This is a genomic window from Streptomyces sp. CA-142005, assembly GCF_050942335.1.
Taxonomy (GTDB): Bacteria; Actinomycetota; Actinomycetes; order Streptomycetales; family Streptomycetaceae; genus Streptomyces.
Map to the genome: position 1 here is coordinate 5,215,364 of NZ_CP192078.1, position 23,187 is coordinate 5,238,550.

Below are 23,187 nucleotides of genomic sequence, written 5' to 3' on the forward strand. Positions count from 1 at the left end.
CCACAGGGCCCCGTCGTGGGCGCGGGGAGCTGCCCGGGAAGCCACGACGGCTCGCGCCCGGCGGACGACCGGTAGCCCTCCGGCGCCCTGCCGCGTCCGTACCGCCTACCCTGTTCGCGTGACGACCCCGGATGCCGAACAGTCCCCGCGCCCCGAGGAGCGGCTCGAACAGGCCGTACGGGCCGCCGAGCAGGCGTTGATCGAGTACGAGATCGCCGTGGAGACGTTCCGCGTCGAGGTCGAGAACTTCTCCCGGCTGCACGAACAGCGGCTCGGCCCGCTCTACGCCCGCATCGAGGTGCTGGACGCCGAGATCGCCGAGGCCAGGGCCGCCCGCACCGGGGACCCGGAGGACCTCCGCCGTGCCGAGGAGGCCCGCGCACGGATCCTGCCGATCCCAGGGGTGGAAGAGCTGCTGCACGGCTGGATGGACGGCCACGGCCTGTTCCCCGAAGCCGCCGCCATGCTCACCGACCAGGCCGTACGGCCCCCGGAGCGGGTGCGGCCCAGCGAGGAGGCCCGCAAGCTCTACCGGGAGCTGGCCCGCAAGGCGCACCCCGACCTCGTCCAGGAGGAAGAGGAGCGGCAACGGCGTGAGGAGTTCCTCACCCGCCTCAACGCCGCCTACGCCCGTGGCGACGAGACGCTGCTGAAGGAGCTGGCCGAGGAGTGGGCGGCCGGCCCGGTGCCGCCCGAGCGGCGCCCGAGCCCGGCCGAGGAGCTGTACGCCCGCCTCGAATGGCTCGCCGAGCGCAAGGAACTGCTCACCCTCGTCGCCCGTGAACTGGAGGAGGGCGCGATCGCCGGCATGCTCCGGCTCGCCCCGGACGACCCCGACGGGCTGCTCGAGGAGATCGCCGCCCAGCTGCGCTCCGACATCGCCCAGCGGGAGGCGGAGCTGGCGGCCCTGCAGGAGCAGGGCTGAGCCGAGGCTCGCTTCGGCAGACTTCGGGGGCCTTCGGGTAGCGTCGGAGACATGAGTTTCGGAGCTGGTGTGCCCACGGTCGAGGTCACGGACCTCAAGGACGGCGACTTCCTGCTGGACGTCCGCGAGGACGACGAGTGGCAGGCGGGCCACGCCGAGGGAGCGCTGCACATCCCCATCAGCGAGTTCGTGGCCCGCTACGGCGAGCTGACCGAGGCCGCCCCGCAGGACGGCCGCGTTCACGTCATCTGCCGCTCCGGTGGCCGCTCGGCGCAGGTCACCATGTACCTGGTCCAGCAGGGCATCGACGCGGTGAACGTCGACGGCGGCATGCAGGTCTGGCAGGCCGCGGGCCGCCCCGTGGTCGCCGACGACGGTCGGCCCGGCTTCGTCCTGTAGCCCGACTTCCCGCAGCCCCGGGGCAGCGCGGTCAGCCCAGCGGATGGGCGGCCAGCAGGTCCCCGAGCCTCTCCTCGTACGCCGCCGCCGGGCCGAGCGCCAGCTCCAGGTGCTTGGCCCAGGCGTGATAGCGGTGCAGCGGGTAGTCGGTGTCGGCGCCGAACCCGCCGTGCAGATGCTGTGCCGTCTGCACCACCCGGCGCACCCCCTCCGCCGCCCAGATCTTCGCCACCGCGACATCGCCGGCGGCGGGCAGCGCCCCCGGTGCTCCCGAAGCGATCCGCCAGGCGGCCTGCCAGAGGGTGGCCTCCATGGCGCGCAGATCGATGTACCGGTCCGCGGCCTGCACGGCCACCGCCTGGAATGTCGCGATCGGATGCCCGAACTGCTCGCGCTTTCCGGTGTACTCGGCGGTCATCCGCAGCACCCGTTCGCCCAGTCCGAGCGCCAGCGCGCAGCTGCCGGTGACGAGCAGGGCGTGCAGCCACTCCCAGGCGCCGTCGGCCTCGATGACGTCGTCCGCGTCGATCCGCGCGGACGCGAGCCGCAGCTCGGCCAGCCGCTCCCCGCTGGTGGACACCTGCTCGGCGAGCACCACCCCGTCCTGCTCACGCGGTACCAGCGCGAGCACGGTCCGCTCGGCGCCCGTGCCCTCGAGGTGCGCCGGTACGACGACGAAGTCCGCGTCGTACGCCCACGGCACCGCCGTCTGCACCCCGTCCAGCATCCACACCGGGCCGTCCCGCCGTGCTCCGACGGCCAGTTCGGCCGCGTCATGGCCACTGCGGCCGTTCGCCGCGACGGTCAGCACCAGCTCACCCCGCCCGGCCCGCGCGAGCACGCGGTCCGCGAGCCGCGCGCCGCCATAGGCCTGCACGGTCGCTGCCGCCGCGCTGTGCTCCAGCAGCGGCACCCGGGCGAGCACCTTGGCGGACTCCCGCAGCACCAGGCACAGCGCGATCGCGTCCAGCCCGGAACCGCCGTGCGCCTCGCCGAGCAGCAGACTCAGCAGATCCGCCTCGGCCAGCCGGGACCACAGCTCCCGGTCGAAGCCCTCGGCCACGGCACCCGTGGTGAGCGCCGGGCTGGGCACCGCGTCCGGTGTCACGCCGGCGAACACCCCGCGCGCCGCCTCGGCCGCCGCCCGCTGCTCCTCGCTGAAGGTGAAGTCCACGGCCTGTCCCTCCGACTGGGTCGGTGATCTGACGGGGCGTCAAGATAGAACAGGTTCTAGGAGAAGGGAATGGCGCCGGAGTCTTCGGTGTTCCGGGGGTCTCTCCCCCTCCCTCCCCCTCCCTCCCCCACCCCCGGCTGAATTGGCCCCCCCCGAGTCGGCCCCGTGCACCCCTCAGCGGTCGAAGTCCAGCTCCACCTGCTCCGTCAGCGGGTGCGACTGGCAGGCCAGTACATAGCCGGCTTCCGTCTCCTCCGTCTCCAGGGCGAAGTTGCGGTCCATGCGGACCTCGCCGGAGACCAGGAAGGCACGGCACGTCCCGCACACGCCGCCCTTGCAGGCGTAAGGCGCGTCGGGGCGGTTGCGCAGGACCGTCTCCAGCAGCGTCTCGCCGTCGCGCACCGGCCAGGTGCCGCTGCGTCCGTCGAGCCGGGCGGTGACCGTGCTGTGTGCGAGAGCCTGGGCGGCGGCGGCCGGGGGCGAGCCCGCGTCCACGTGGAAGATCTCCTGGTGGATCCGGGACCGGTCCACGCCCAGCTCGCGCAGCGCCTGCTCCGCGCCCAGCACCAGCCCGTACGGCCCGCACAGGAACCATCCCGAGACCTCGCCGACCGGCAGCAGCGCGGGCAGCAGCCCGGTGAGCCGCTCGCGGTCGAGCCGGCCGGACGGCAGACCCGCCTGCTGTTCCTCGCGGGAGAGCACGGTCACCAGCTGGAGCCGCTCCGGATAGCGGTCCTTCAGGTCGGCGACCTCCTCCAGGAACATCGTCGAGGCGGCCGTGCGGTCGCTGCGTATCAGGCAGAACCGGGCCTCCGGCTCGCGGGCCAGCAGTGTGGAGACGATGGACAGCACCGGGGTGATGCCGCTGCCGCCGACGATCGCCGCGTACAGCCCCGGCGCCGGTTCCAGGGTGAAGCGGCCGGCCGGGGTCATCACCTCCAGCACGTCGCCGGCATTGATCTCCTTCAGCGCGTAGGCGGAGAAGGCTCCTCCCTCCACCAGCCGCACGCCCACCCGCAGGGTGTCGGGACCGGCGCCGGACGGGTCGGGCGCGGGGGAGCAGATCGAGTAGGTGCGCCGTATCTCGGTGCCGTCGACCTGCCGGCGCAGCGCCAGGTGCTGGCCGGGTGCGTGCCGGTACTCCTCGCGCAGCTCGGGCGGGACGGTGAAGGTCAGGGCGACGGAGTCGTCGGTGATGCGCTCGACCTCGGCCACCGGGAGCGGGTGGAAGCGCGCCATCACAACTCCTTGAAGTGGTCGAACGGTTCACGGCAGGCGAGGCAGCGGCGCAGTGCTTTGCACGCGGTGGAGGAGAACCTGCTGAGCAGCTCGGTGTCGGCGGAGCCGCAGTGCGGGCAGTGGACGGGCTCGGTGGGCGCGTCCGCGGTGGGCGTGTCCGCGGTCCGGGTCGGGCCGAGGGTCAGCGGGACCGGGGTGGAAGTGGCGCGCACGCGCGGGGGAGCGATGCCGAACTCCCGGAGTTTGCGCCGCCCTTCGGCGCTGATGTCGTCGGTCGTCCAGGCGGGGCTGAGCACCGTGCGGACCGTGACCTCGCGCATGCCGTGGGCGCGCAGTACCCGTTCGATGTCCACGCTCATCGCCTCGATGGCGGGGCAGCCGGTGTAGGTGGGGGTCAGGTCGACCTCGACGGTGTCGTCGTCGTGCATATGCACCGCGCGCACCACGCCCAGCTCCTGGAGCGTGAGTACCGGCAGTTCGGGGTCGGGTACCGAGCCGGCCAGCTCCAGCAGCTCCGTCTCCAGGGCGGTGGCGGTCACCATGTCGCCCCCGGGTGGCTGCGGTGCAGATGCTGCATCTCGGCGAGCATCCGCCCGAACGGTTCGGTGTGCAGGCCCTGCCGGCCGGCGCCGGCCGACCAGGCGCCGGTGCGCGGTCCTTCGGGGAGGGGGAGCGTGGCACGGCCGAGGACGTCCTGGACGGACTCCTGCCAGTGCTTGTCCAGGCGGGTCCAGTCGGCCTCGAGGCCCTCCACCGGCTGGAACATCTCACCGGTGAACTTCCACAGGGCCTCACAGGCGCTGCGCATCCGCTCGTGGCTGGTCTTGGTGCCGTCGCCGAGGCGGAGCGTCCACTGTTCGGCGTGGTCGCGGTGGTAGGCGACCTCCTTGACCGCCTTCGCGGCCAGGGGTGCGAACGGGCCGTCCGTCGACGCGAGTTCGGCGTAGAGCAGGTGCTGGTAGGTGGAGAAGTACAGCTGGCGGGCGATGGTGTGGGCGAAGTCGCCGTTGGGCTGCTCGACCAGCTGGAGGTTGCGGAAGGCCCGCTCCTCGCGCAGGTAGGCCAGTTCGTCCTCGTCGCCGGCCATGGACAGCAGCACCCGGGCCTGGCCGAGCAGGTCGAGGGCGATGTTGGCGAGGGCGACCTCCTCCTCCAGGACGGGGGCGTGCCCGGCCCACTCCCCCAGCCGGTGGGAGAGCACCAGGGCGTCGTCGCCGAGGGCGAGGGCGGCGGTCACCGGGACGGTGGCGGGGCCGGTGGTGGTCACAGGTGCTTCACCCCTTCCGGGATCTCGTAGAAGGTCGGGTGCCGGTAGGGCTTGTCGGCGGCCGGCTCGAAGAAGGGGTCCTTCTCGTCCGGTGAGGACGCGGTGATCGCGGCGGCCGGGACGACCCAGATGGAGACGCCCTCGCCGCGGCGGGTGTAAAGGTCGCGGGCGTTGCGCAGGGCCAGCTCCGCGTCGGGGGCGTGCAGGCTGCCGGCGTGGGTGTGGGAGAGGCCGCGCCGGGAGCGCACGAAGACCTCCCACAGGGGCCAGTCGGTGGTGCTCATGCTCGGTCCGCTCCTGTCGCGTGTGCTGTCTCGTTGCCTGTCTCACCGGTGCCGCCGGTGTGCTTGGCCGCGTAGGCGGCGGCTGCTTCGCGCACCCACGCGCCTTCGTCGTGGGCGCGCCTGCGCTGGGTGATCCGCTGTTCGTTGCACGGGCCGTTGCCCTTGAGGACCTCCCAGAACTCCGTCCAGTCGATCGGGCCGAAGTCGTAGTGCCCGCGTTCCTCGTTCCACCGCAGGTCCGGGTCGGGGAGGGTGAGGCCCAGGGACTCGGCCTGGGGGACGCAGATGTCGACGAAGCGCTGGCGCAGCTCGTCGTTGGAGTGGCGCTTGATCTTCCACTCCATCGACTGCGCGGAGTGCTGGGACTCGTCGTCGGGCGGGCCGAACATCATCAGCGAGGGCCACCACCAGCGGTCGACCGCGTCCTGCGCCATCGCGTGCTGTTCGGGTGTGCCTTTGCTGAGGGCCAGCAGCAGTTCGTATCCCTGGCGCTGGTGGAAGGACTCCTCCTTGCAGATCCGCACCATCGCGCGGGCGTACGGGCCGTAGGAGCAGCGGCACAGCGGGACCTGGTTGGTGATCGCGGCGCCGTCCACGAGCCAGCCGATCGCGCCGACGTCGGCCCAGGTCAGCGTCGGGTAGTTGAAGATCGAGGAGTACTTCTGGCGGCCGCTGTGCAGCTTGTCGAGGAGCTCGTCCCGGCTGGTGCCGAGGGTCTCGGCCGCGCTGTACAGGTACAGGCCGTGGCCGGCCTCGTCCTGGACCTTGGCCATGAGGATCGCCTTGCGGCGCAGGGAGGGCGCTCGGGTGATCCAGTTGGCCTCCGGCTGCATGCCGATGATCTCGGAGTGCGCGTGCTGGGCGATCTGCCGGACCAGGGTGGCGCGGTAGGCGTCGGGCATCCAGTCGCGCGGTTCGATGCGCTCGTCGGCGGCCACGGCCGCGTCGAAGGCGTGCTGGAAGGCGGCCGTGTCGGCGGTGTCCGGTGCGCCGTCCGTCTCTGTGCGGGCCGTGCGCTGCGCGGCTGCTGTGGCCATGCGGTCCCCCTGACCTCGGGCTCTGCGATTGGGACTGTCCCGACCGATCGTTCGGTCCGTGCGCATCAATGGTGTGCTGGGGCGCCGCAGGGTGTCAACCGCTGTGGAAAACTCCGGCGGGCAGCCTGTGGACAACGCGCGGAAGAGCCGGTAGGGCGGGGTGCCGGGCCGTACCGCGTGGCGAGCACCACGGCCCTGGCCCGTACCCGGGGCTGCGCCCGGGGGGCGGGGCTGAGTACCGTTCCGTGCGTATCGCCGAGAGTGGCGTGCGTGAACGGTGAGGTGCCCGTGGCGGGCGTCGCATCGCTGAGCCGGACCACTGACCGAACGACTGAGTGAAACGGGGGACGGGGCGGAATGGACGCGTACGACGAGGACCCGGGGGCCCGACCCGACCCCGGCGGGTCGGCCCGGGCGCGTCTCCCGGAGGCCTCCCCGACCGATGCGGACTCCTCAGCGGATGCGGATTCCCGGGCCGACGTGGACGCCTCGGCCCAGGGGCGGTCTCCGGCCGATGTGGACTCCCGGGCCGGCATACAGTCCCCGGCCGGCGCGGATTCCCGGGCCGGTATACAGTCCCCGGCCGGCGCGCATCCCCAGGCGGGCGCGGCTGCCGTCCGAGGTGCGGGTTCCGCGGCCCCCCGGGCCGACGCCCCCGTGCCGCCCACCGCGCCCCGTACCGGTGTGGCCGCTCTCTCCCCCCGCTACCAGGTCGCCGCGGCGCTGGCGCTCGCGGTGGTCGGTGTCGCCGCCTGTGTGCATCTGCTGATGGTGTTCCTCAGCCTCGCCCCCGCGAACACGGTGACCAAGCAGCACGGCAAGGCCGTCGAGGAGTGGGTGTTCCCGGAGTTCGAGCAGAACTGGAAGCTGTTCGCGCCCAACCCGCTGCAGCAGAACATCGCCGTCCAGGTGCGTGCCGTGGTGCGGGCGAAGGACGGCGGACTGCACACCACCGGCTGGACCGACCTCTCCGCCCAGGACGGCGCCGCCATCGACGGCAACCTGGTGCCGAGCCATACCCAGCAGAACGAGCTGCGCCGCGCCTGGGACTTCTTCACCGCCACGCACAGCACCGACAACCGCCCGGTGGGCATGCGCGGCTCCCTCTCCGAGCAGTACCTGCGCCGGATCGTGGTGATGCGCCTGTACCGGACCTATCCGGCCGACCGCGACGGCGTCATACAGCGCGTGCAGATCCGGTCCAGCACCACCAATGTGCAGCCGCCCGAGTGGAGCCGTGAGCGCGTGTCCGACAAGCCGATCTACCGCGTGCTGCCCTGGTGGACCGTGACGGCCGACGAGACAGCGGGAGGTGTGCGGTGAACACGCTCTCCCTGACCCTCTCGCGGGGTATCGCCAAGGTCACCGAGTCCGCTCTCGGGCCGTACCAGAGCGCCGTGATCCGCATCGGGTTCGCCGGGACCTGGCTGCTGTTCCTGCTGCGCGAGTTCCCGCACCGCCAGGAGCTGTACGGCCCGGCCGGGCCCTGGGGCTGGAACCTCGCCAAGGACCTGACCGACGACAACCACGCCTTCACGGCCCTGCTGTGGTCCGACGGACAGCTGTGGTTCGAGTGCTTCTACGCGCTGGCGATCCTCGCCAGTGCCGCCTTGCTGCTCGGCTGGCGCACCCGGACGGCGTCCGTGCTGTTCATGGTCGGTGTGCTGTCGCTGCAGAACCGCAGCGTCTTCATGGGCGACGGCGGCGACAACGTCCTGCACCTGATGTCCTTCTACCTCGTGTTCACGCGCTGCGGACAGGTGTGGTCCCTGGACGCGCGGCGGGCGGCGCGCGCCGAGGCGGCACGCGCGCGTGGGGCGCGGGTCCCCGCCGACCGGACGGGCCCGGCCCTGTGGGCGGTGTCCGGACTGGCGCTGTTCATGGCGACGTTCACCGGCCGGTTCGACAACGGCTGGCTGATCCCCGCGCTGCTGTGGACGGCCTGGGTGGTGCTCGGCCTGTGGTGGGCCGTCGGCCGCTCGGCGAAGTCGCAGCAGCCGCGGATCCTGCTGGACGTCGTCGCCAACGTCCTGCACAACGGCGGCCTGTTCGTGATCATGGCGGAGGCCTGCCTGATCTACGCGACGGCCGGCTGGTACAAGATCCAGGGCTCGCGCTGGCAGGACGGCACCGCCGTCTACTACCCGCTCCACCTGGACTACTTCTCGCCCTGGCCCCAACTCGCCGACCTGATGTCCTCCAGCGGCACGATCATGATGGCCGCCGCCTACGGCACGGTCATGGTGCAGGTCGCCTTCCCGTTCACCCTGTTCAACCGGCGGGTCAAGAACGTCCTGCTGGTGTTCATGATGCTCGAGCACGCGGTGATCGCGGTGGTGCTCGGCCTGCCGTTCTTCTCGCTGGCGATGATCACCGCGGACGCGGTCTTCCTGCCGACGTCGTTCCTGCGCCGGCTCGGTGCGCTGGTCGTACGCGCGCGTGGGCGGTTCGTGCGGCATGAGGACCGTACGGTGCCCGCACCGCGATCCCCCGAAGCCGACTCCGAGGAGAACGCGCAGGGCCGCGTAGGGTTCAGGGCATGACCGACCCGCTGACCCGCTGGCGCGAGCACGCCGACGACGGTGTGCTGCTCGACGGCTTCCACGCCCTCAAGCACGCGCTGCGCTTCGGCGCCGAGGTCCCGGTGGCGGTCACCACCGACCGGCCTGCCGCGCTCGTCCTCGCCGAGGAACTGGCCGGGGACGTACGGGACGCGCTGGACGCGCTGCTCACCCAGGTGCCGGCGGAGACGTACGCCTCGCTCGTCGCGCGGCCCCACCCGACCGGGGTGGCCGCCCTCGCCGTACGGCCCTCTCGCGAGGCCAACCTGCGCAGGCTCGCCCACACGCCCCGCACCGCACCCGTCGTGGTCCTGGACAACCCCCGCAACCTGGGCAACGCCGGTGCCGTGATCCGGCTGGCCGCCGGTTTCGGGGCGACCGGCGTGGTCACCACGGGCACCCTCGACCCCTGGCATCCCACCGTGGTGCGCGGCGGCGCCGGCCTGCACTTCGCGACCGCCGTGGAGCGGCTGGGCGCCGCCGAGCTGCCGCCGGGGCCGGTGTTCGCGCTGGACCCCGAGGGCGACGACATCCGGGGCGTGAAGCTCCCGGACGACGCCGTCCTCGCCTTCGGCTCCGAGCGCAGCGGTCTTTCGGCCGGCCTGCGCGCGCGTGCCGACCAATTGCTGGCCCTGCCGATGCGCCCCCAGGTCTCCAGCTACAACCTCGCCACGAGCGTGGCGATGACGCTGTACCACTGGAGCGCGACCGGGGGCGCGCCTGCGGCTTCCTAGGCCTCGCGGCGGACCTCGACGACCCGGAACCGGTTGGCCACGAACGCCCCGTCGCACAGCGCGGCGTTCGCCGCCGGGTTGCCGCCCGAGCCGTGGAAGTCGGAGAACGCGGCCGTCTGGTTCACGTACACCCCGCCGGTCAGGTTGAGCGACAGCTGGGCCGCCTCCTCCAGGCACACCTCCTCGACGGCCCGCTCCACCTCGCTGTCGGTGGTGTAGGCGCCGACCGTCATCGCGCCCTTCTCACGGACCGTGCGGCGCAGCAGCCCGACCGCGTCGTCCGCCGAGTCGACCGCGACGGCGAAGGAGACGGGGCCGAAGCACTCGCTCATGTAGGCGGCCTCGTCGTCCGGCTTGGCGCCGTCCAGCTTGACGATGACCGGGGTGCGCACGACCGCGCCCGGGAAGTCCGGGTTGCTGATCTCCCGCGAGGCGAGGGCCACTTCGCCGAGGCCGGCGGCGGCTTCCAGACGGGCCTTGACGTCGGGGTTGACGATCGCGCCCAGCAGGGCGTTCGCGCGCGCGTCGTCACCGAGGAGGCCGTCGACCGCGCGGGCGAGGTCGGCGGTGACCTCGTCGAAGGTCTTGGGGCCCTCGTCGGTGCGGATGCCGTCCCGGGGGATGAGCAGGTTCTGCGGGGTGGTGCACATCTGGCCGCTGTACAGGGACAGCGAGAACGCCAGGTTGGACAGCATGCCCTTGTAGTCGCCGGTGGAGTGCACGATCACCGTGTTGACGCCGGCCTTCTCCGTGTAGACCTGCGCCTGGCGGGCGTTGGCCTCCAGCCAGTCGCCGAAAGACGTCGACCCGGTGTAGTCGATGATCCGAACCTCCGGGCGAGTGGCGAGGGTCTTGGCGATGCCCTCCCCGGGGCGCTCGGCGGCCAGCGCGACCAGGTTCGGGTCGAAGCCCGTATCGGCGAGCACCTGGCGTGCGATCTGGACGGTGAGCGCGAGCGGGAGTACTGCGCGCGGGTGGGGTTTGACCAGGACCGCGTTGCCGGTGGCGAGGGAGGCGAACAGGCCCGGGTAGCCGTTCCACGTCGGGAAGGTGTTGCAGCCGATCAGCAGGGCGAGGCCGCGCGGGACCGGCGTGAACTGCTTGGTGAGGGCCAGCGGGTCGCGCTTGCCCTGGGGCTTGGTCCACTCGGCCGTGTCGGGCGTGCGGACCTGCTCCGCGTACGCGTACGCCACCGCTTCCAGGCCGCGGTCCTGGGCGTGCGGGCCGCCGGCCTGGAACGCCATCATGAAGGCCTGGCCGCTGGTGTGCATGACGGCGTGCGCGAACTCGTGCGTCCGGTCGCTGATCCGCTTGAGGATCTCCAGGCACACCAGCGCCCGGATCTCCGCACCCGCGTCCCGCCAGGCCCGCTGCCCCGCCTTCATCGCGGGGATCAGCACGTCCACGTCCGCGTGCGGGTAGCCGACGCCCAGCTCGATGCCGTACGGCGAGACCTCGTCGCCCACCCAGTCGTCGGTGCCGGGCTGGCCGAGGTCGAGGCGGGTGTTCAGCAGGGCGTCGAAGGCGGCCTTGCCCGCCGCCGCGTCCAGGCTGCCGTTCTCGCCGTAGGCCTTGGGGTGCTCGGGGTGCGGGGACCAGTATGCACGCGTGCGGATCGCTTCCAGCGCCTGGTCGAGCGTGGGCCGGTGCTTGGCGATCAGCTCGTCGGCGGTCAGTTCGGCGGCCATACGGGACCAACTCCTCGTCGTGAGAACTCTTCGTCGAGTTCATTGACCTGGGCAGAAACATGGGCAGGGACGGCCGGTCAGAGCTAGAGTAACCGAACGATCGGTCGGGACAAGGGGGCCTGCCGCATCTGTGGAAAACGCCGTGCGGGAGGATCGCGCACATGACAGCACTCGACCTCAGCAGCCCTGTGGCCGTCGTCGGCACCGGCACCATGGGCCAGGGCATTGCCCAGGTCGCTCTGGTCGCCGGCCACCCGGTGCGGCTCTACGACGCCGTCGCGGGGCGTGCCCGGGACGCGGCGGCGGCGATCGGTGCCCGCCTCGACCGGCTCGTGGACAAGGGCCGGCTCGGCGCCGCCGACCGGGACGCCGCCCGCGCCCGCCTCCGGCCCGCGGAGAGCCTCACGGAGCTCGCGGACTGTGCCCTGGTCGTCGAGGCGGTCCTCGAGCGGCTGGACGTCAAGCAGCAGCTCTTCGGCGAGCTGGAGGACATCGTCGCCGAGGACTGCCTGCTCGCCACCAACACGTCCTCTCTGTCGGTGACGGCCATCGGCGGTGCCCTGCGCCAGCCCGGCCGCTTCGTGGGCCTGCACTTCTTCAACCCGGCACCGCTCATGCCCCTGGTCGAGGTCGTCTCCGGGTTCGCCACCGACGTCACGTCGGCCACGCGCGCGTACGAGACCGCCCGAGCCTGGGGCAAGACCCCGGTGGCCTGCGCCGACACCCCGGGTTTCATCGTCAACCGGATCGCCCGGCCGTTCTACGCAGAGGCCTTCGCCGTCTACGAGGCCCAGGCCGCCGACCCGGCCACCATCGACGCCGTCCTGCGCGGGTCCGGCGGGTTCAGGATGGGCGCCTTCGAGCTGACCGACCTGATCGGGCAGGATGTCAACGAGTCCGTCACCCACTCGGTGTGGCAGTCCTTCTTCCAGGACGTGCGCTTCACCCCGTCCCTCGCCCAGCGCCGGCTGGTGGAGTCCGGCCGTCTCGGCCGCAAGACCGGACACGGCTGGTACGACCACGCCGAGGGCGCCGAGCGGCCCGAACCGCACACCGCCGACAAGGAGCAGCCGCCCGCCTACGTCGTCGCCGAGGGCGGCCTCGGCCCGGCGGCCGAGCTGCTCACGCTGATCCGCGAGGCGGGCATCCAGGTCCGCGAGGACGACGAGGACAACGGCACCCGCCTGGTGCTGCCCGGCGGCGGCCAGCTGGTGCTCGCCGACGGCCAGACCTCCGTGGAGTTCCGCGACGTCGTCTACTTCGACCTCGCCCTCGACTACCGCGCGGCCACCCGGATCGCGCTGTCCGCCTCACAGGACACCTCGACGCGCACCCTCGCCGAGGCCACCGGCCTCTTCCAGGCGCTCGGCAAGGACGTCAGCGTCATCGGCGACGTCCCCGGCATGATCGTTGCGCGCACGGTCGCCCGGATCATCGACCTCGCGCACGACGCCGTCGCCAAGGGCGTCGCCACCCAGGAGGACATCGACACCGCCATGCGCCTCGGGGTGAACTACCCGCTCGGCCCGTTCGAGTGGGACCGCAGGCTCGGCCGCGAGTTCGCCTTCGACGTCCTGGACGAGATGCATGAGCGCGACCCCTCCGGACGCTACGCGCCCTCCCTCGCGCTCTACCGCCACGCGTACGCCATCGACGACAAGCGGGAGGGCACCTCATGACCACGGCCAAGCGCGACACGTACACGCCGGAGACGCTGCTCTCCGTGGCCGTCCAGGTGTTCAACGAGCGCGGATACGACGGCACCTCCATGGAGCACCTGTCCAAGGCGGCCGGCATCTCCAAGTCGTCGATCTACCACCACGTCAGCGGCAAGGAGGAGCTGCTGCGCCGGGCCGTCAGCCGCGCCCTGGACGGCCTGTTCGCCATCCTGGACGAGGAGCACGCGCGCGTGGGGCGGGCCGTCGACCAGCTGGAGCACGTCGTACGGCGCATGGTCGAGGTGCTCATAGGCGAGCTGCCGTACGTGACGCTGCTGCTCCGGGTGCGCGGCAACACCGCCACCGAGCGGTGGGCGCTGGAGCGGCGGCGCGACTTCGACCACCGGGTCGCGGAACTGCTGAAGGCCGCGGCGGCCGACGGGGACGTGCGCGGCGACGTCGAGGTCCGGCTGGCCACCCGGCTGGTCTTCGGAATGATCAACTCGATCGTGGAGTGGTACCGGCCGGACCCGCGGGGCGTCGGCGAACGCGAGGTGGCCGACGCCGTGGTCCAGCTGGTCTTCTCGGGCCTCAAGCAGAGCTGAGGCCAGGCCTCCGGCACGCCTGCGGCGCACCTTTCGTCACGCCTCCGGCTCCAGGTCCTCCTCCTCGAACACCAGCAGCGTGCGAGTGCTGAGCACCTCGGGGATCGCCTGGATCCGGGTGAGCACCAGCTCGCGCAGCGCCCGGTTGTCGGGCGTGTGCACCAGCAGCAGCACATCGAAGTCGCCGCCCACGAGCGCGATGTGGGAGGCGCCGGGCAGCAGCCTGAGCTGCTCGCGGACCGTGCGCCAGGTGTTCTGGACGATCTTCAGCGTGATGTACGCCGAGGTGCCGTGCCCCGCGCGCTCGTGGTCCACGCGCGCGCTGAAACCCCGGATCACCCCGTCCTCGACGAGCCGGTTGATGCGGGCGTAGGCGTTGGCGCGCGAGACGTGGACGCGTTCGGCGACGGACCGTATCGAGGCACGGCCGTCCGCCTGGAGGATTTTCAGGATGTCCTGGTCGATGGCGTCCAGCGGGCGCGGCGGCGGCAGTGCTGCTCCGTCCGGCGGGCGCGGTGACGAAAGCGCGGTGCCATCCTGCGGCCCGTCGGCCATTTGTTCAGCTGGCATTGCCCCCCGCTCCCTCGCTGTGGACGTCCTGCGTTCATTCCAGGTTGTGGAGAACCGTTTGTCCACAGCCTGGAGGCGGCTGTAGCCAAAATGTGCCAACGACCGAACAATCGGTTGGTGAGGCGCCTCACAGCCGACGCGCCTCCCGTAGCCGCTCCCACGAGGAGGTGCCGTCATGACGGTCATGGAGCAGCGGGGCGCGTACCGGCCATCGCCGCCGCCCGCCTGGCAGCCCCGCATGGACCCCGCGCCGCTGCTGCCCGATGCCGAGCCCTACCGCGTCCTCGGCACCGAGGCGGCCACGAAGGCCGACCCGGACCTGCTGCGCCGGCTCTACGCCCAGCTGGTGCGCGGCCGCCGCTACAACACGCAGGCCACCGCGCTCACCAAGCAGGGCCGCCTCGCCGTCTACCCCTCCAGCACCGGCCAGGAGGCCTGCGAGGTCGCCGCCGCCCTGGCCCTGGAAGAGCGGGACTGGCTCTTTCCCAGTTACCGCGACACCCTCGCCGTCGTCGCCCGGGGCGTGGACCCCGTCGAGGCCCTCACCCTGCTGCGCGGCGACTGGCACAGCGGCTACGACCCCTACGCCCACCGGGTCGCCCCTCTCAGCACCCCGCTGGCCACCCAGCTGCCGCACGCCGTCGGCCTCGCCCACGCCGCCCGCCTCAAGGGCGACGACGTCGTCGCGCTCGCCATGGTCGGCGACGGCGGCACCAGCGAGGGCGACTTCCACGAGGCGCTGAACTTCGCCGCCGTCTGGCAGGCGCCGGTCGTCTTCCTCGTGCAGAACAACGGCTTCGCCATCTCCGTCCCGCTCGCCAAGCAGACCGCAGCGCCGTCCCTGGCCCACAAGGCCGTCGGCTACGGCATGCCGGGCCGGCTGGTCGACGGCAACGACGCGGCCGCGGTGTACGAGGTCCTCAGCGACGCGGTACGGCACGCGCGGGCGGGCGGCGGACCGACCCTCGTGGAGGCGGTGACCTACCGGATCGACGCCCACACCAACGCCGACGACGCCACCCGCTACCGCGGTGACGCCGAGGTCGAGGCCTGGCGCGCCCACGACCCGATCGAGCTGCTGGAGCACGAGCTGACCGAGCGCGGGCTGCTCGACGAGACCGGAATCGAGGCCGCCCGGAAGGACGCCGAGACGATGGCCGCCTCCTTGCGCGAACGCATGAACCGCGACCCCGAACTGGACCCCATGGCCCTCTTCGACCACGTCTACGCCGAGACCACCGCCCAGCTGCGCGAACAGCGCGCCCTGCTCAGGGCTGAGCTGGAAGCCGAGCAGGAGCGCCACGGCGAGCAGGAAGGCGGCGCCCGATGACCACCGTCGCCGTCAAGCCCGCCACCATGGCGCAGGCCCTCACGCGCGCGATGCGCGACGCGATGGCCGCCGACCCGGCCGTCCACGTCATGGGCGAGGACGTCGGCACCCTCGGCGGTGTCTTCCGGGTCACCGACGGACTCGCCAAGGAGTTCGGCGAGGACCGCTGCACCGACACCCCGCTCGCCGAGGCCGGCATCCTCGGCACCGCCGTCGGCATGGCCATGTACGGCCTGCGCCCGGTGGTGGAGATGCAGTTCGACGCGTTCGCCTATCCGGCGTTCGAGCAGCTGATCAGCCATGTCTCCCGGATGCGCAACCGCACGCGCGGCCGGATGCCCCTGCCCATCACCGTCCGCGTCCCCTACGGCGGCGGCATCGGCGGCGTCGAGCACCACAGCGACTCCTCCGAGGCCTACTACATGGCCACGCCGGGACTGCACGTGGTCACACCCGCGACCGTCGCCGACGCCTACGGCCTGCTGCGCCAGGCCATCGCCTCCGACGACCCGGTCGTCTTCCTGGAGCCCAAGCGGCTGTACTGGTCGAAGGACTCCTGGAACCCCGAGCAGCCCACGGACGTGGAGCCCATCGGCCGCGCGGTGGTGCGCCGGCCGGGCCGCAGCGCCACGCTGATCACCTACGGCCCCTCCCTGCCGGTCTGCCTGGAGGCCGCCGAGGCCGCGCAGGCCGAGGGCTGGGACCTGGAAGTGATCGACCTGCGCTCGCTGGTGCCGTTCGACGACGAGACGGTCTGCGCGGCCGTGCGGCGCACCGGACGCGCGGTCGTCGTCCACGAGTCCACCGGGTTCGGCGGGCCGGGCGGCGAGATCGCGGCCCGGATCACCGAGCGCTGCTTCCACCACCTGGAGGCGCCGGTGCTGCGCGTGGCAGGCTTCGACCTCCCCTACCCGCCGCCCATGCTGGAGCGGCACCACCTGCCCGGCGTCGACCGCATCCTGGACGCCGTGGCCCGGCTGCAGTGGGAGGCCGAGGGCTGATGGCACAGGTGCTGGAGTTCAAGCTCCCCGACCTCGGCGAGGGACTCACCGAGGCGGAGATCGTCCGCTGGCTGGTCCAGGTCGGTGACGTCGTCGCCGTCGACCAGCCGGTCGTCGAGGTCGAGACGGCCAAGGCGATGGTCGAGGTGCCCTGCCCGTACGGCGGCGTGGTCACCGCCCGCTTCGGCGAGGAGGGCACCGAACTGCCGGTCGGCGCGCCCCTGCTGACGGTGGCGGTGGGACCGCAGGCCCCGGCGGGGGACGGCGAGGGGTCGGGAAACGTCCTGGTCGGATACGGCACCTCGCAGGCCCCGGCCCGGCGCCGGAGGGTGCGGCCGACGACGCCGGCGGGGGGTGCCGCGCACGGCGGCACCGGCGCGGACAGCACACGGACCACAAGCGCGTCCTCCGGCACGAGCCCGGACGGGCGGCGCAGCCCGGCCGCGGCCTCCGGGCCGGCGCGCCCGGACGGACCGGCCGCCGTCAACGGTACGGCGACCACCGGGACGGCCCACGCGCGCGTGGCCGCCCTCCACGCCGAGGGGCCGGTGCCCGTGATCTCCCCGCTGGTCCGCCGGCTGGCCCGCGAGGGCGGTGTGGACCTGCGGCAGCTGGCGGGCTCGGGCCCGGACGGGCTGATCCTGCGCGCGGACGTCGAGGGCGCCCTGCGGGCCAAGGCGGCTGCCGCCCCCGCCACGGCGGCACACGCCACCGTCCCGTCGGCACCCGTCGCGACCCCGTCGGCCTCCGCCGCCTCGGGCACGCGCGCCGGGGGCACCCGCATCCCGCTCAGGGGCGTGCGCGGTGCCGTGGCCGACAAGCTCTCCCGCAGCCGCCGGGAGATCCCGGACGCCACCTGCTGGGTCGACGCCGACGCGACCGAACTCATGCGCGCGCGTGCGGCGATGAACGCGGCCGGCGCACCGAAGATCTCCCTGCTCGCGCTGCTCGCCCGCATCTGCACGGCGGCGCTCGCCCGGTTCCCCGAGCTGAACTCGTACGTCGACACCGAGGCCCGCGAGGTCGTCCAGCTCGACCACGTCCACCTCGGGTTCGCCGCGCAGACCGAACGCGGGCTCGTCGTGCCGGTCGTCCGCGACGCCCACGCGCGCGACGCCGAAGCGCTGACCGCCGAGTTCGCCCGGCTCACCGAGGCCGCCCGCACCGGGACGCTCACCCCCGGGGAACTCACCGGCGGGACCTTCACGCTGAACAACTACGGCGTCTTCGGCGTCGACGGCTCCACGCCGATCATCAACCACCCCGAGGCGGCCATGCTCGGCGTCGGCCGGATCGTCCCCAAACCCTGGGTGCACGAAGGGGAGCTGGCTGTGCGTCAGGTCGTGCAGCTCTCGCTCACCTTCGACCACCGGGTGTGCGACGGCGGCACGGCGGGCGGCTTCCTGCGGTACGTGGCGGACTGCGTGGAACAGCCGGCGGTGCTCCTGCGCACGCTGTGACACACGCGGGGCCTGAAGGAAGGGCCCCCGGGGCCTTGAGGAAGGGCACCTGGGGCCCGAAGAAGGACCTCGCGGAAGACATGAGCGAAGCCCCTCGGGACATACTCGGGGGGTGACCGACAACGCCCCCGCCGCTCCCGCGACGCCCGTGCCGTACGACGCCGTCGTGCTGGCCGGTGGTGCCGCCCGGCGGCTCGGCGGGGCCGACAAGCCCGGTCTGCGGGTCGGGGGCCGGGCCCTGCTCGACCGGGTGCTCACGGCCTGCGCGGGCGCCGGGACCACCGTCGTGGTGGCCGACCGGCGGCCCACCGCGCGGCCGGTGCGCTGGGCGCGCGAGGCACCGCCCGGCGGTGGACCGGTCGCCGCGCTGGAAGCCGGCCTGCGGCACACCACCGCCGAGCACGCGGTCGTCCTCTCCGCCGACCTGCCCTTCCTGCGGCCGGACACGCTGCAGCGCCTGCTGACCGCCCTCGGCGACACCGGCGCCGACGGCGCGCTGCTCACCGACGCCGACGGCCGAGACCAGCCGCTCGTGGCTGCCTACCGCACCGCCGTGCTCCGCCGCGAGCTGACCGCCCTCGCGGCCGGACCCGACGGCCTGACCGGACTGCCCCTGCGCCGGCTGACCGGCGCCCTCAGCCTCACCCGCGTCCCGGACCCGCTCGCGTCCTTCGACTGCGACACCTGGGACGACCTCGTCAACGCCAGGGCACGCATCAGGGAGCATGGTCACGTGTTGGATGAATGGATCTCCGCAGTCAAGGACGAGCTGGGCATCGACCTGGACGTCGACACCGGCGTCCTGCTCGATCTCGCCCGTGACGCCGCGCACGGCGTGGCCCGGCCCGCCGCCCCGCTGACCACCTTCCTCGTCGGCTACGCCGCAGCCCAGGGCAAGGGCGGCCCCGACGCGGTCGCCGAAGCCGCCCGCAAGGCAGCCGCACTCGCGCTGCGCTGGGAGGAAGAGAACAGCGGGGGCCCGAGCGCCCCGGACGCCGGATGACCGCCCCCGGAACCCGGGCCGGAGCGCCCGCCGAGGACAGCGACGACCTCGACGTCGAGGAGGCCCTGGCCCTCGTGAGGGAAGCCAAGGACGACCGCGCGGGCCAGGTCCCCGCCCCGGCAGGTCAAGCGCACGGCGAGCGGCACCGGGCCACTCCGTGGGCCCAGGCCCGCGAGACCGCCGCCCGCGCCGCACGCGCCCGGCTCCGCCGCACCCCTGTCTCCGTGCCGCTCGGCGACGCCCTCGGCCTGGCCCTGGCAGCCCCGCTCGACGCGCTCACCGACCTGCCCTCCTTCGACACCTCCGCGATGGACGGCTGGGCGGTCGCCGGGCCCGGACCCTGGGACGTCCGGGACGAGGGCGTGCTCGCCGGGCACGCGCAGCCCGAGCCGCTCACCGACGGCGAAGCGATCCGTATCGCCACCGGCGCCCGCATCCCCGCCGACACCACCGCCGTCCTGCGCAGCGAGCACGGCCGTACCGACGCGCAGGGGCGGCTCCACGCCACGCGGGAGATCGTGCACGGCCAGGACATCCGCCCGCGCGGCCAGGAGTGCCGCAGCGGCGATCAGCTGCTGCCCGTCGGCACCCGGGTGACCCCCGCCGTCCTGGGGCTCGCCGCGGCGGCCGGATACGACACCGTCACCGCCGTACCGAGGCCCCGTGTCGAAGTCCTCGTGCTCGGCGACGAGCTGCTGACCGAGGGGCGGCCGCGCGACGGGCTGATCCGGGACGCGCTCGGCCCCATGCTGCCGCCCTGGCTGCGCGCGCTCGGCGCCGAGGTCGTCGCGGTGCACCGGATCGGCGACGACGCCAAGGCCCTGCGCCGGGGCGTCACCGGCTCCACGGCGGACCTCGTCGTCACCACGGGCGGCACCGCGGGCGGACCCGTCGACCATGTCCACCCCATCCTGGAAGGCATCGGCGCCGAACTCCTCGTCGACGGCGTCAAGGTGCGCCCCGGCCACCCCATGCTGCTGGCCCGCATCAAGGACGACCAGCACCTCGTCGGCCTGCCCGGCAACCCCCTCGCCGCCGTCTCCGGCCTGCTCACGCTCGCCGAGCCGCTGCTGCGCACCCTGGCCGCCCACCCGGCCCCCGAGCCGTACACGCTGCCGCTCAGCGAGGCGGTGCAGGGGCATCCGTACGACACCCGGCTGATCCCCGTGGTGCTCCGCGGCGACCGCGCCGTACCGCTGCACTACAACGGTCCGGCCATGCTCCGCGGCATCGCCGCCGCCGATGCGCTGGCCGCCGTACCGCCTGGCGGGGCCCGGCAGGGTGAGGAGACGGAACTCCTCGACCTGCCGTGGGCGACCGCCGGAATCGAGGTGTGTTTTACCTGAAACGGCGTGTTTCACGTGAAACACGGGTGGCACCAGCCTGCGGCCCCGAGCGAGCGGGTCTGCCCCGAAGACGCCATGTGCGGGGAGTAGCGTCACGGGCATGCATGCGATCACGATTCCCGAACCTGGTGGTCCCGAGGCGCTGGTGTGGGCGGAGGTCCCCGATCCGGCGCCCGGCGAGGGCGAGGTGCTGGTCGAGGTGGTGGCCAGCGCCGTCAACCGTGCCGACGTCCTGCAGCGGCAGGGCTTCTACAACCCGCCGCCCGGTGCCTCCCCCTACCCCGGCCTGGAGTGCTCCGGCAGGATCGCCGCGCTCGGTCCCGGAGTGTCCGGCTGGGCCGTCGGCGACGAGGTGTGCGCGCTGCTCTCGGGCGGCGGGTACGCCGAGAAGGTCGTCGTACCGGCCGGGCAGCTGCTGCCCGTGCCCGAGGGGGTCGACCTCAAGCAGGCGGCCGCGCTGCCCGAGGTCGTCTGCACGGTCTGGTCCAACGTGTTCATGATCGCCCATCTGCGGCCCGGCGAGACGCTGCTCGTGCACGGCGGGTCCAGCGGCATCGGCACCATGGCGATCCAGCTCGCCAAGGCCGTCGGGGCCAAGGTCGCGGTGACGGCCGGCACGAAGGAGAAGCTGGAGCGGTGTGCCGAGCTGGGCGCGGACATCCTGATCAACTACCGCGAGCAGGACTTCGTCGCCGAGATCGAGCAGGCCACCGGGGGTGCGGGAGCGGACGTCATCCTCGACAACATGGGCGCGAAGTACCTGGACCGCAACGTCCGGGCGCTCGCCGTCAGCGGTCGGCTCGCGATCATCGGCATGCAGGGCGGGGTGAAGGGAGAGCTGAACATCGGCACGCTGCTGAGCAAGCGGGCCGCGATCAGTGCGACCTCGCTGCGGGCGCGGCCGCTGAGCGAGAAGGCGGCGATCGTGGCGGCCGTGCGGGAGCATGTGTGGCCGTTGCTGGCCGGGGGGCACGTGCGGCCGGTGGTGGATCGGGAGGTGCCGATGGCGGAGGCTGCCGAGGGGCATCGCGTGGTGGAGGCCAGCGGACATGTGGGGAAGGTGCTGCTGATCACGTCGTAGCGCCGGGAGTCTTAGCGCCGACGAGCTGGAGCGGTGCGGGTGCCGGGTGCCGGTGCCACATGAGTGACCGGTGCTGGTGCGGTCCGGGGTGTGGTGGGTCGCTTGCCGGCGCTGCACGGGTGCCGCTGCGCCCACCCGTGCCGCCCCAGCGGCACGACTGCCCGCAGATACGCGGGATACGAGAGCCGCTGCTGAGTGGATGGGGGGTCCGGCGGCGCGTCTGTTCGTAGCTCGACGGGGAGAGGAGAGCCGGGCCGGTGGTGCGGTCGGCTGTGGCTGGTCGGTCAGTCTCTGCGGAGTCTTAGGCCCAGGAATGCCAGGGCCAGGCCTATGCCTATGAGAACCAGACCGCTGCCCAGGGGGAGGATCTGCAGGACCGGCTCGGAGGCGTTCCCGTCCTCGGGGGCGTTCTGGGGCGGGGGGTGGTTGAGGCCGGCCTCGTCGGGGACGGTCGAGGCCGTCGGCGTCGTGGTCGGAAGGTCCGCGGTCTCCGGTTCCTTCGCCTCGCCGGTGTCGGGAGCCGGGGTGGGCACGGGGTCGTCGTCGCCCTCCACCTCGGCCGCGGGGCCGTCCGGTCGGCCCGGCCGCATCCGCCCTTCGCCGGCCCGGCTGCCCGCACGGGTCGGCTCGACGGCCGTCGGGTGATACGAGGCGGACGCGGAATCCGAGGGTATGGGCGGCATGGGGGAGCTGGGTGAGGGCCCGGTGGCCTGGGAGCGGCTGTATCCGTGACTGTGACTCTGACCGTGATCGTGATGGTGATCGTGATCGGGTCCGGTGGTGTCCCGGGGCTCCGGAGCGGCGCTGTCCCTGGGTTCGCGACCACTGTGCGCCGGGTGTTCCGGGTGGCCGGGGTGGACCGGGCGGTCCGTGTCCCAGGAGGCGAGGTGGTTCGCGTCGCCGGGGGTCGGCCGGTCCGGGGGGCCGGGGTCGGTGCTGCTGGGGCCAGGGTCGGTGGAGCTCCTCGGGCCGGGGGCGCCGATGTGCGCCGTCGTGGCGTGGTCGGTGACGGCGTCGTACGCGGGCACGGCCACCGCGAGGACGAGCAGCAGCGGTATACAGCGGCGTGTGATGCGCAGCCATGGAGTCACGTCGGTGACCTCCCGGAGCCCGGATGTGTGATCGGCGGATGACCAACAGAAATAACCCTCACATTCGTAGGCGAAAAGGGCATTTCAGATTGGGCCGTCGGGTCTAAACGGTGGATCAGCCCCATGAGGGGGCACCACGGTGATGAGGTGTACGGGTGCGAGAGAATGGCGGCATGGAGATGCCGAGGAACGAACGGTTGCCGGAGAACCCCCAGATCCTCGTCGTGGGCCAGGACGGGATGGCGCTCGGCGGTGGTAACGGGGAGGACGAGTCCCGTGAGACCCCGGTGACGGAGCAGGTGGAACAGCCGGCCAAGGTCATGCGGATCGGCAGCATGATCAAGCAGCTCCTGGAGGAGGTGCGCGCGGCTCCTCTGGACGAGGCGAGCCGGGTGCGGCTGAAGGAGATCCACGCCAGCTCGGTGAAGGAGCTGGAGGACGGCCTCGCGCCGGAGCTGGTCGAGGAACTCGAGCGGCTCTCCCTGCCGTTCACCGACGACGTCACCCCCAGTGACGCGGAACTGCGCATCGCGCAGGCGCAGTTGGTCGGCTGGCTGGAAGGCCTCTTCCACGGGATCCAGACGACGCTGTTCGCCCAGCAGATGGCCGCGCGGGCCCAGCTGGAGCAGATGCGCCGCGCGCTCCCGCCGGGCGTGACCGGCCACGAGGGCGGCGACGACCACCGCACCGCGGGCCGCTCGGGCGGGCCGTACCTGTAACCGATCCAGGCCTAC

General features: G+C 72.8%; 23 protein-coding genes. 14 read left to right on the plus strand and 9 right to left on the minus strand.

Annotation, left to right across the window (positions count from 1 at the left end; genetic code table 11):
• Positions 1 to 118: 118 nt before the first annotated feature.
• Together ACQPXS_RS24495 and ACQPXS_RS24500 are read left to right on the plus strand one after the other, a co-directional pair.
• Positions 119 to 925, plus strand: coding sequence for a hypothetical protein (locus ACQPXS_RS24495; protein ID WP_365324151.1), 807 nt, complete (start codon positions 119 to 121; stop codon positions 923 to 925).
• Between the two features lie 69 nt (positions 926 to 994).
• The gene (locus ACQPXS_RS24500; RefSeq protein ID WP_351803200.1) at positions 995 to 1,324 is read left to right on the plus strand and encodes a rhodanese-like domain-containing protein; all 330 of its coding nucleotides are present in this window, start codon (positions 995 to 997) and stop codon (positions 1,322 to 1,324) included.
• Positions 1,325 to 1,355: 31 nt separating this feature from the next.
• On the opposite strand, the gene ACQPXS_RS24505 is transcribed toward ACQPXS_RS24500, so the two are convergent.
• The 6 genes from ACQPXS_RS24505 to paaA all read right to left on the minus strand — a co-directional run bounded on the left by ACQPXS_RS24505 (position 1,356) and on the right by paaA (position 6,325).
• A complete protein-coding gene (locus ACQPXS_RS24505; protein ID WP_433451393.1) occupies positions 1,356 to 2,498 on the minus strand; it encodes an acyl-CoA dehydrogenase family protein in 1,143 nt (380 codons plus the stop codon).
• 174 nt (positions 2,499 to 2,672) lie between these two features.
• A complete protein-coding gene (locus ACQPXS_RS24510) occupies positions 2,673 to 3,737 on the minus strand; it encodes a 2Fe-2S iron-sulfur cluster-binding protein (RefSeq protein WP_433451395.1) in 1,065 nt (354 codons plus the stop codon).
• On the minus strand, positions 3,737 to 4,279 hold the full coding sequence (gene paaD / locus ACQPXS_RS24515) for a 1,2-phenylacetyl-CoA epoxidase subunit PaaD (protein ID WP_433451397.1): 543 nt from the start codon (positions 4,277 to 4,279) through the stop codon (positions 3,737 to 3,739). The genes ACQPXS_RS24510 and paaD overlap by 1 nt, the downstream gene beginning before the upstream one ends.
• The gene (gene paaC, locus ACQPXS_RS24520) at positions 4,273 to 5,004 is read right to left on the minus strand and encodes a 1,2-phenylacetyl-CoA epoxidase subunit PaaC (RefSeq protein ID WP_433451398.1); all 732 of its coding nucleotides are present in this window, start codon (positions 5,002 to 5,004) and stop codon (positions 4,273 to 4,275) included. Before paaC ends, paaD begins: the two co-directional genes overlap by 7 nt.
• Positions 5,001 to 5,288, minus strand: coding sequence for a 1,2-phenylacetyl-CoA epoxidase subunit PaaB (gene paaB / locus ACQPXS_RS24525; protein ID WP_014673816.1), 288 nt, complete (start codon positions 5,286 to 5,288; stop codon positions 5,001 to 5,003). Before paaB ends, paaC begins: the two co-directional genes overlap by 4 nt.
• Positions 5,285 to 6,325, minus strand: a complete 1,041-nt coding sequence (gene paaA / locus ACQPXS_RS24530) for a 1,2-phenylacetyl-CoA epoxidase subunit PaaA (protein WP_365324163.1) — start codon at positions 6,323 to 6,325, stop codon at positions 5,285 to 5,287. Before paaA ends, paaB begins: the two co-directional genes overlap by 4 nt.
• Positions 6,326 to 6,682: 357 nt before the next feature.
• Here paaA and ACQPXS_RS24535 point away from each other — a divergent pair, with 357 nt between their 5' ends.
• From ACQPXS_RS24535 to ACQPXS_RS24545, 3 genes are read left to right on the plus strand one after another with little or no spacing between them, the layout of a single operon-like run.
• Entirely contained in the window at positions 6,683 to 7,648 is a 966-nt protein-coding gene (locus ACQPXS_RS24535) for a DUF5819 family protein (RefSeq protein WP_433451400.1), read from the plus strand.
• Positions 7,645 to 8,868 carry an HTTM domain-containing protein gene (locus tag ACQPXS_RS24540; protein ID WP_433451401.1) on the plus strand — a complete coding sequence of 408 codons (1,224 nt, stop codon included), beginning with the start codon at positions 7,645 to 7,647 and terminating at the stop codon, positions 8,866 to 8,868. The genes ACQPXS_RS24535 and ACQPXS_RS24540 overlap by 4 nt, the downstream gene beginning before the upstream one ends.
• Complete coding sequence (locus ACQPXS_RS24545) at positions 8,865 to 9,620, plus strand: TrmH family RNA methyltransferase (RefSeq protein WP_433451402.1); 756 nt, start codon at positions 8,865 to 8,867, stop codon at positions 9,618 to 9,620. Before ACQPXS_RS24540 ends, ACQPXS_RS24545 begins: the two co-directional genes overlap by 4 nt.
• On the opposite strand, the gene paaN is transcribed toward ACQPXS_RS24545, so the two are convergent.
• Positions 9,617 to 11,308, minus strand: a complete 1,692-nt coding sequence (gene paaN / locus ACQPXS_RS24550; protein WP_433451403.1) for a phenylacetic acid degradation protein PaaN — start codon at positions 11,306 to 11,308, stop codon at positions 9,617 to 9,619. The two genes, ACQPXS_RS24545 and paaN, sit on opposite strands and share 4 nt — an antisense overlap.
• Positions 11,309 to 11,469: 161 nt before the next feature.
• Here paaN and ACQPXS_RS24555 point away from each other — a divergent pair, with 161 nt between their 5' ends.
• Positions 11,470 to 12,987, plus strand: a complete 1,518-nt coding sequence (locus ACQPXS_RS24555; RefSeq protein WP_433451404.1) for a 3-hydroxyacyl-CoA dehydrogenase — start codon at positions 11,470 to 11,472, stop codon at positions 12,985 to 12,987.
• Entirely contained in the window at positions 12,984 to 13,571 is a 588-nt protein-coding gene (locus tag ACQPXS_RS24560; protein WP_351802997.1) for a TetR/AcrR family transcriptional regulator, read from the plus strand. The genes ACQPXS_RS24555 and ACQPXS_RS24560 overlap by 4 nt, the downstream gene beginning before the upstream one ends.
• Before the next feature lie 36 nt (positions 13,572 to 13,607).
• Here ACQPXS_RS24560 and ACQPXS_RS24565 read toward each other — a convergent pair whose 3' ends face one another.
• Positions 13,608 to 14,126, minus strand: a complete 519-nt coding sequence (locus ACQPXS_RS24565; protein ID WP_351803202.1) for an Lrp/AsnC family transcriptional regulator — start codon at positions 14,124 to 14,126, stop codon at positions 13,608 to 13,610.
• 190 nt (positions 14,127 to 14,316) lie between these two features.
• Here ACQPXS_RS24565 and pdhA point away from each other — a divergent pair, with 190 nt between their 5' ends.
• From pdhA to ACQPXS_RS24595, 6 genes are all read left to right on the plus strand, one after another.
• Complete coding sequence (pdhA, locus tag ACQPXS_RS24570; RefSeq protein WP_351802999.1) at positions 14,317 to 15,471, plus strand: pyruvate dehydrogenase (acetyl-transferring) E1 component subunit alpha; 1,155 nt, start codon at positions 14,317 to 14,319, stop codon at positions 15,469 to 15,471.
• The gene (locus ACQPXS_RS24575; RefSeq protein WP_356300699.1) at positions 15,468 to 16,472 is read left to right on the plus strand and encodes an alpha-ketoacid dehydrogenase subunit beta; all 1,005 of its coding nucleotides are present in this window, start codon (positions 15,468 to 15,470) and stop codon (positions 16,470 to 16,472) included. Before pdhA ends, ACQPXS_RS24575 begins: the two co-directional genes overlap by 4 nt.
• Positions 16,472 to 17,932 carry a dihydrolipoamide acetyltransferase family protein gene (locus ACQPXS_RS24580; RefSeq protein WP_433451405.1) on the plus strand — a complete coding sequence of 487 codons (1,461 nt, stop codon included), beginning with the start codon at positions 16,472 to 16,474 and terminating at the stop codon, positions 17,930 to 17,932. The genes ACQPXS_RS24575 and ACQPXS_RS24580 overlap by 1 nt, the downstream gene beginning before the upstream one ends.
• Positions 17,933 to 18,044: 112 nt before the next feature.
• Positions 18,045 to 18,935 carry an NTP transferase domain-containing protein gene (locus ACQPXS_RS24585; protein ID WP_433451406.1) on the plus strand — a complete coding sequence of 297 codons (891 nt, stop codon included), beginning with the start codon at positions 18,045 to 18,047 and terminating at the stop codon, positions 18,933 to 18,935.
• Positions 18,932 to 20,281 carry a molybdopterin molybdotransferase MoeA gene (locus tag ACQPXS_RS24590; protein ID WP_433451407.1) on the plus strand — a complete coding sequence of 450 codons (1,350 nt, stop codon included), beginning with the start codon at positions 18,932 to 18,934 and terminating at the stop codon, positions 20,279 to 20,281. Before ACQPXS_RS24585 ends, ACQPXS_RS24590 begins: the two co-directional genes overlap by 4 nt.
• Positions 20,282 to 20,381: 100 nt before the next feature.
• Entirely contained in the window at positions 20,382 to 21,362 is a 981-nt protein-coding gene (locus ACQPXS_RS24595) for an NAD(P)H-quinone oxidoreductase (protein ID WP_433451408.1), read from the plus strand.
• Between the two features lie 284 nt (positions 21,363 to 21,646).
• On the opposite strand, the gene ACQPXS_RS24600 is transcribed toward ACQPXS_RS24595, so the two are convergent.
• Positions 21,647 to 22,396, minus strand: coding sequence for a hypothetical protein (locus ACQPXS_RS24600; protein ID WP_433451409.1), 750 nt, complete (start codon positions 22,394 to 22,396; stop codon positions 21,647 to 21,649).
• A gap of 230 nt (positions 22,397 to 22,626) precedes the next feature.
• Here ACQPXS_RS24600 and ACQPXS_RS24605 point away from each other — a divergent pair, with 230 nt between their 5' ends.
• Positions 22,627 to 23,172 (plus strand): bacterial proteasome activator family protein, encoded by a 546-nt coding sequence (locus ACQPXS_RS24605; protein WP_433451410.1) that lies wholly within the window; start codon positions 22,627 to 22,629, stop codon positions 23,170 to 23,172.
• Positions 23,173 to 23,187 lie beyond the last annotated feature (15 nt).

Excerpts from the sequence above, each read along its gene's own strand:
- ACQPXS_RS24510 (WP_433451395.1), bottom strand. The coding sequence starts at position 3,737 with ATGGCGCGCTTCCACCCGCTCCCGGTGGCCGAGGTCGAGCGCATCACC.
- paaD (WP_433451397.1), bottom strand. The coding sequence starts at position 4,279 with ATGGTGACCGCCACCGCCCTGGAGACGGAGCTGCTGGAGCTGGCCGGC.
- paaB (WP_014673816.1), bottom strand. The coding sequence starts at position 5,288 with ATGAGCACCACCGACTGGCCCCTGTGGGAGGTCTTCGTGCGCTCCCGG.
- paaA (WP_365324163.1), bottom strand. The coding sequence starts at position 6,325 with ATGGCCACAGCAGCCGCGCAGCGCACGGCCCGCACAGAGACGGACGGC.
- ACQPXS_RS24535 (WP_433451400.1), top strand. The coding sequence starts at position 6,683 with ATGGACGCGTACGACGAGGACCCGGGGGCCCGACCCGACCCCGGCGGG.
- ACQPXS_RS24545 (WP_433451402.1), top strand. The coding sequence starts at position 8,865 with ATGACCGACCCGCTGACCCGCTGGCGCGAGCACGCCGACGACGGTGTG.
- paaN (WP_433451403.1), bottom strand. The coding sequence starts at position 11,308 with ATGGCCGCCGAACTGACCGCCGACGAGCTGATCGCCAAGCACCGGCCC.
- ACQPXS_RS24555 (WP_433451404.1), top strand. The coding sequence starts at position 11,470 with ATGACAGCACTCGACCTCAGCAGCCCTGTGGCCGTCGTCGGCACCGGC.
- ACQPXS_RS24560 (WP_351802997.1), top strand. The coding sequence starts at position 12,984 with ATGACCACGGCCAAGCGCGACACGTACACGCCGGAGACGCTGCTCTCC.
- ACQPXS_RS24565 (WP_351803202.1), bottom strand. The coding sequence starts at position 14,126 with ATGGCCGACGGGCCGCAGGATGGCACCGCGCTTTCGTCACCGCGCCCG.
- pdhA (WP_351802999.1), top strand. The coding sequence starts at position 14,317 with ATGACGGTCATGGAGCAGCGGGGCGCGTACCGGCCATCGCCGCCGCCC.
- ACQPXS_RS24575 (WP_356300699.1), top strand. The coding sequence starts at position 15,468 with ATGACCACCGTCGCCGTCAAGCCCGCCACCATGGCGCAGGCCCTCACG.
- ACQPXS_RS24580 (WP_433451405.1), top strand. The coding sequence starts at position 16,472 with ATGGCACAGGTGCTGGAGTTCAAGCTCCCCGACCTCGGCGAGGGACTC.
- ACQPXS_RS24590 (WP_433451407.1), top strand. The coding sequence starts at position 18,932 with ATGACCGCCCCCGGAACCCGGGCCGGAGCGCCCGCCGAGGACAGCGAC.
- ACQPXS_RS24595 (WP_433451408.1), top strand. The coding sequence starts at position 20,382 with ATGCATGCGATCACGATTCCCGAACCTGGTGGTCCCGAGGCGCTGGTG.
- ACQPXS_RS24605 (WP_433451410.1), top strand. The coding sequence starts at position 22,627 with ATGGAGATGCCGAGGAACGAACGGTTGCCGGAGAACCCCCAGATCCTC.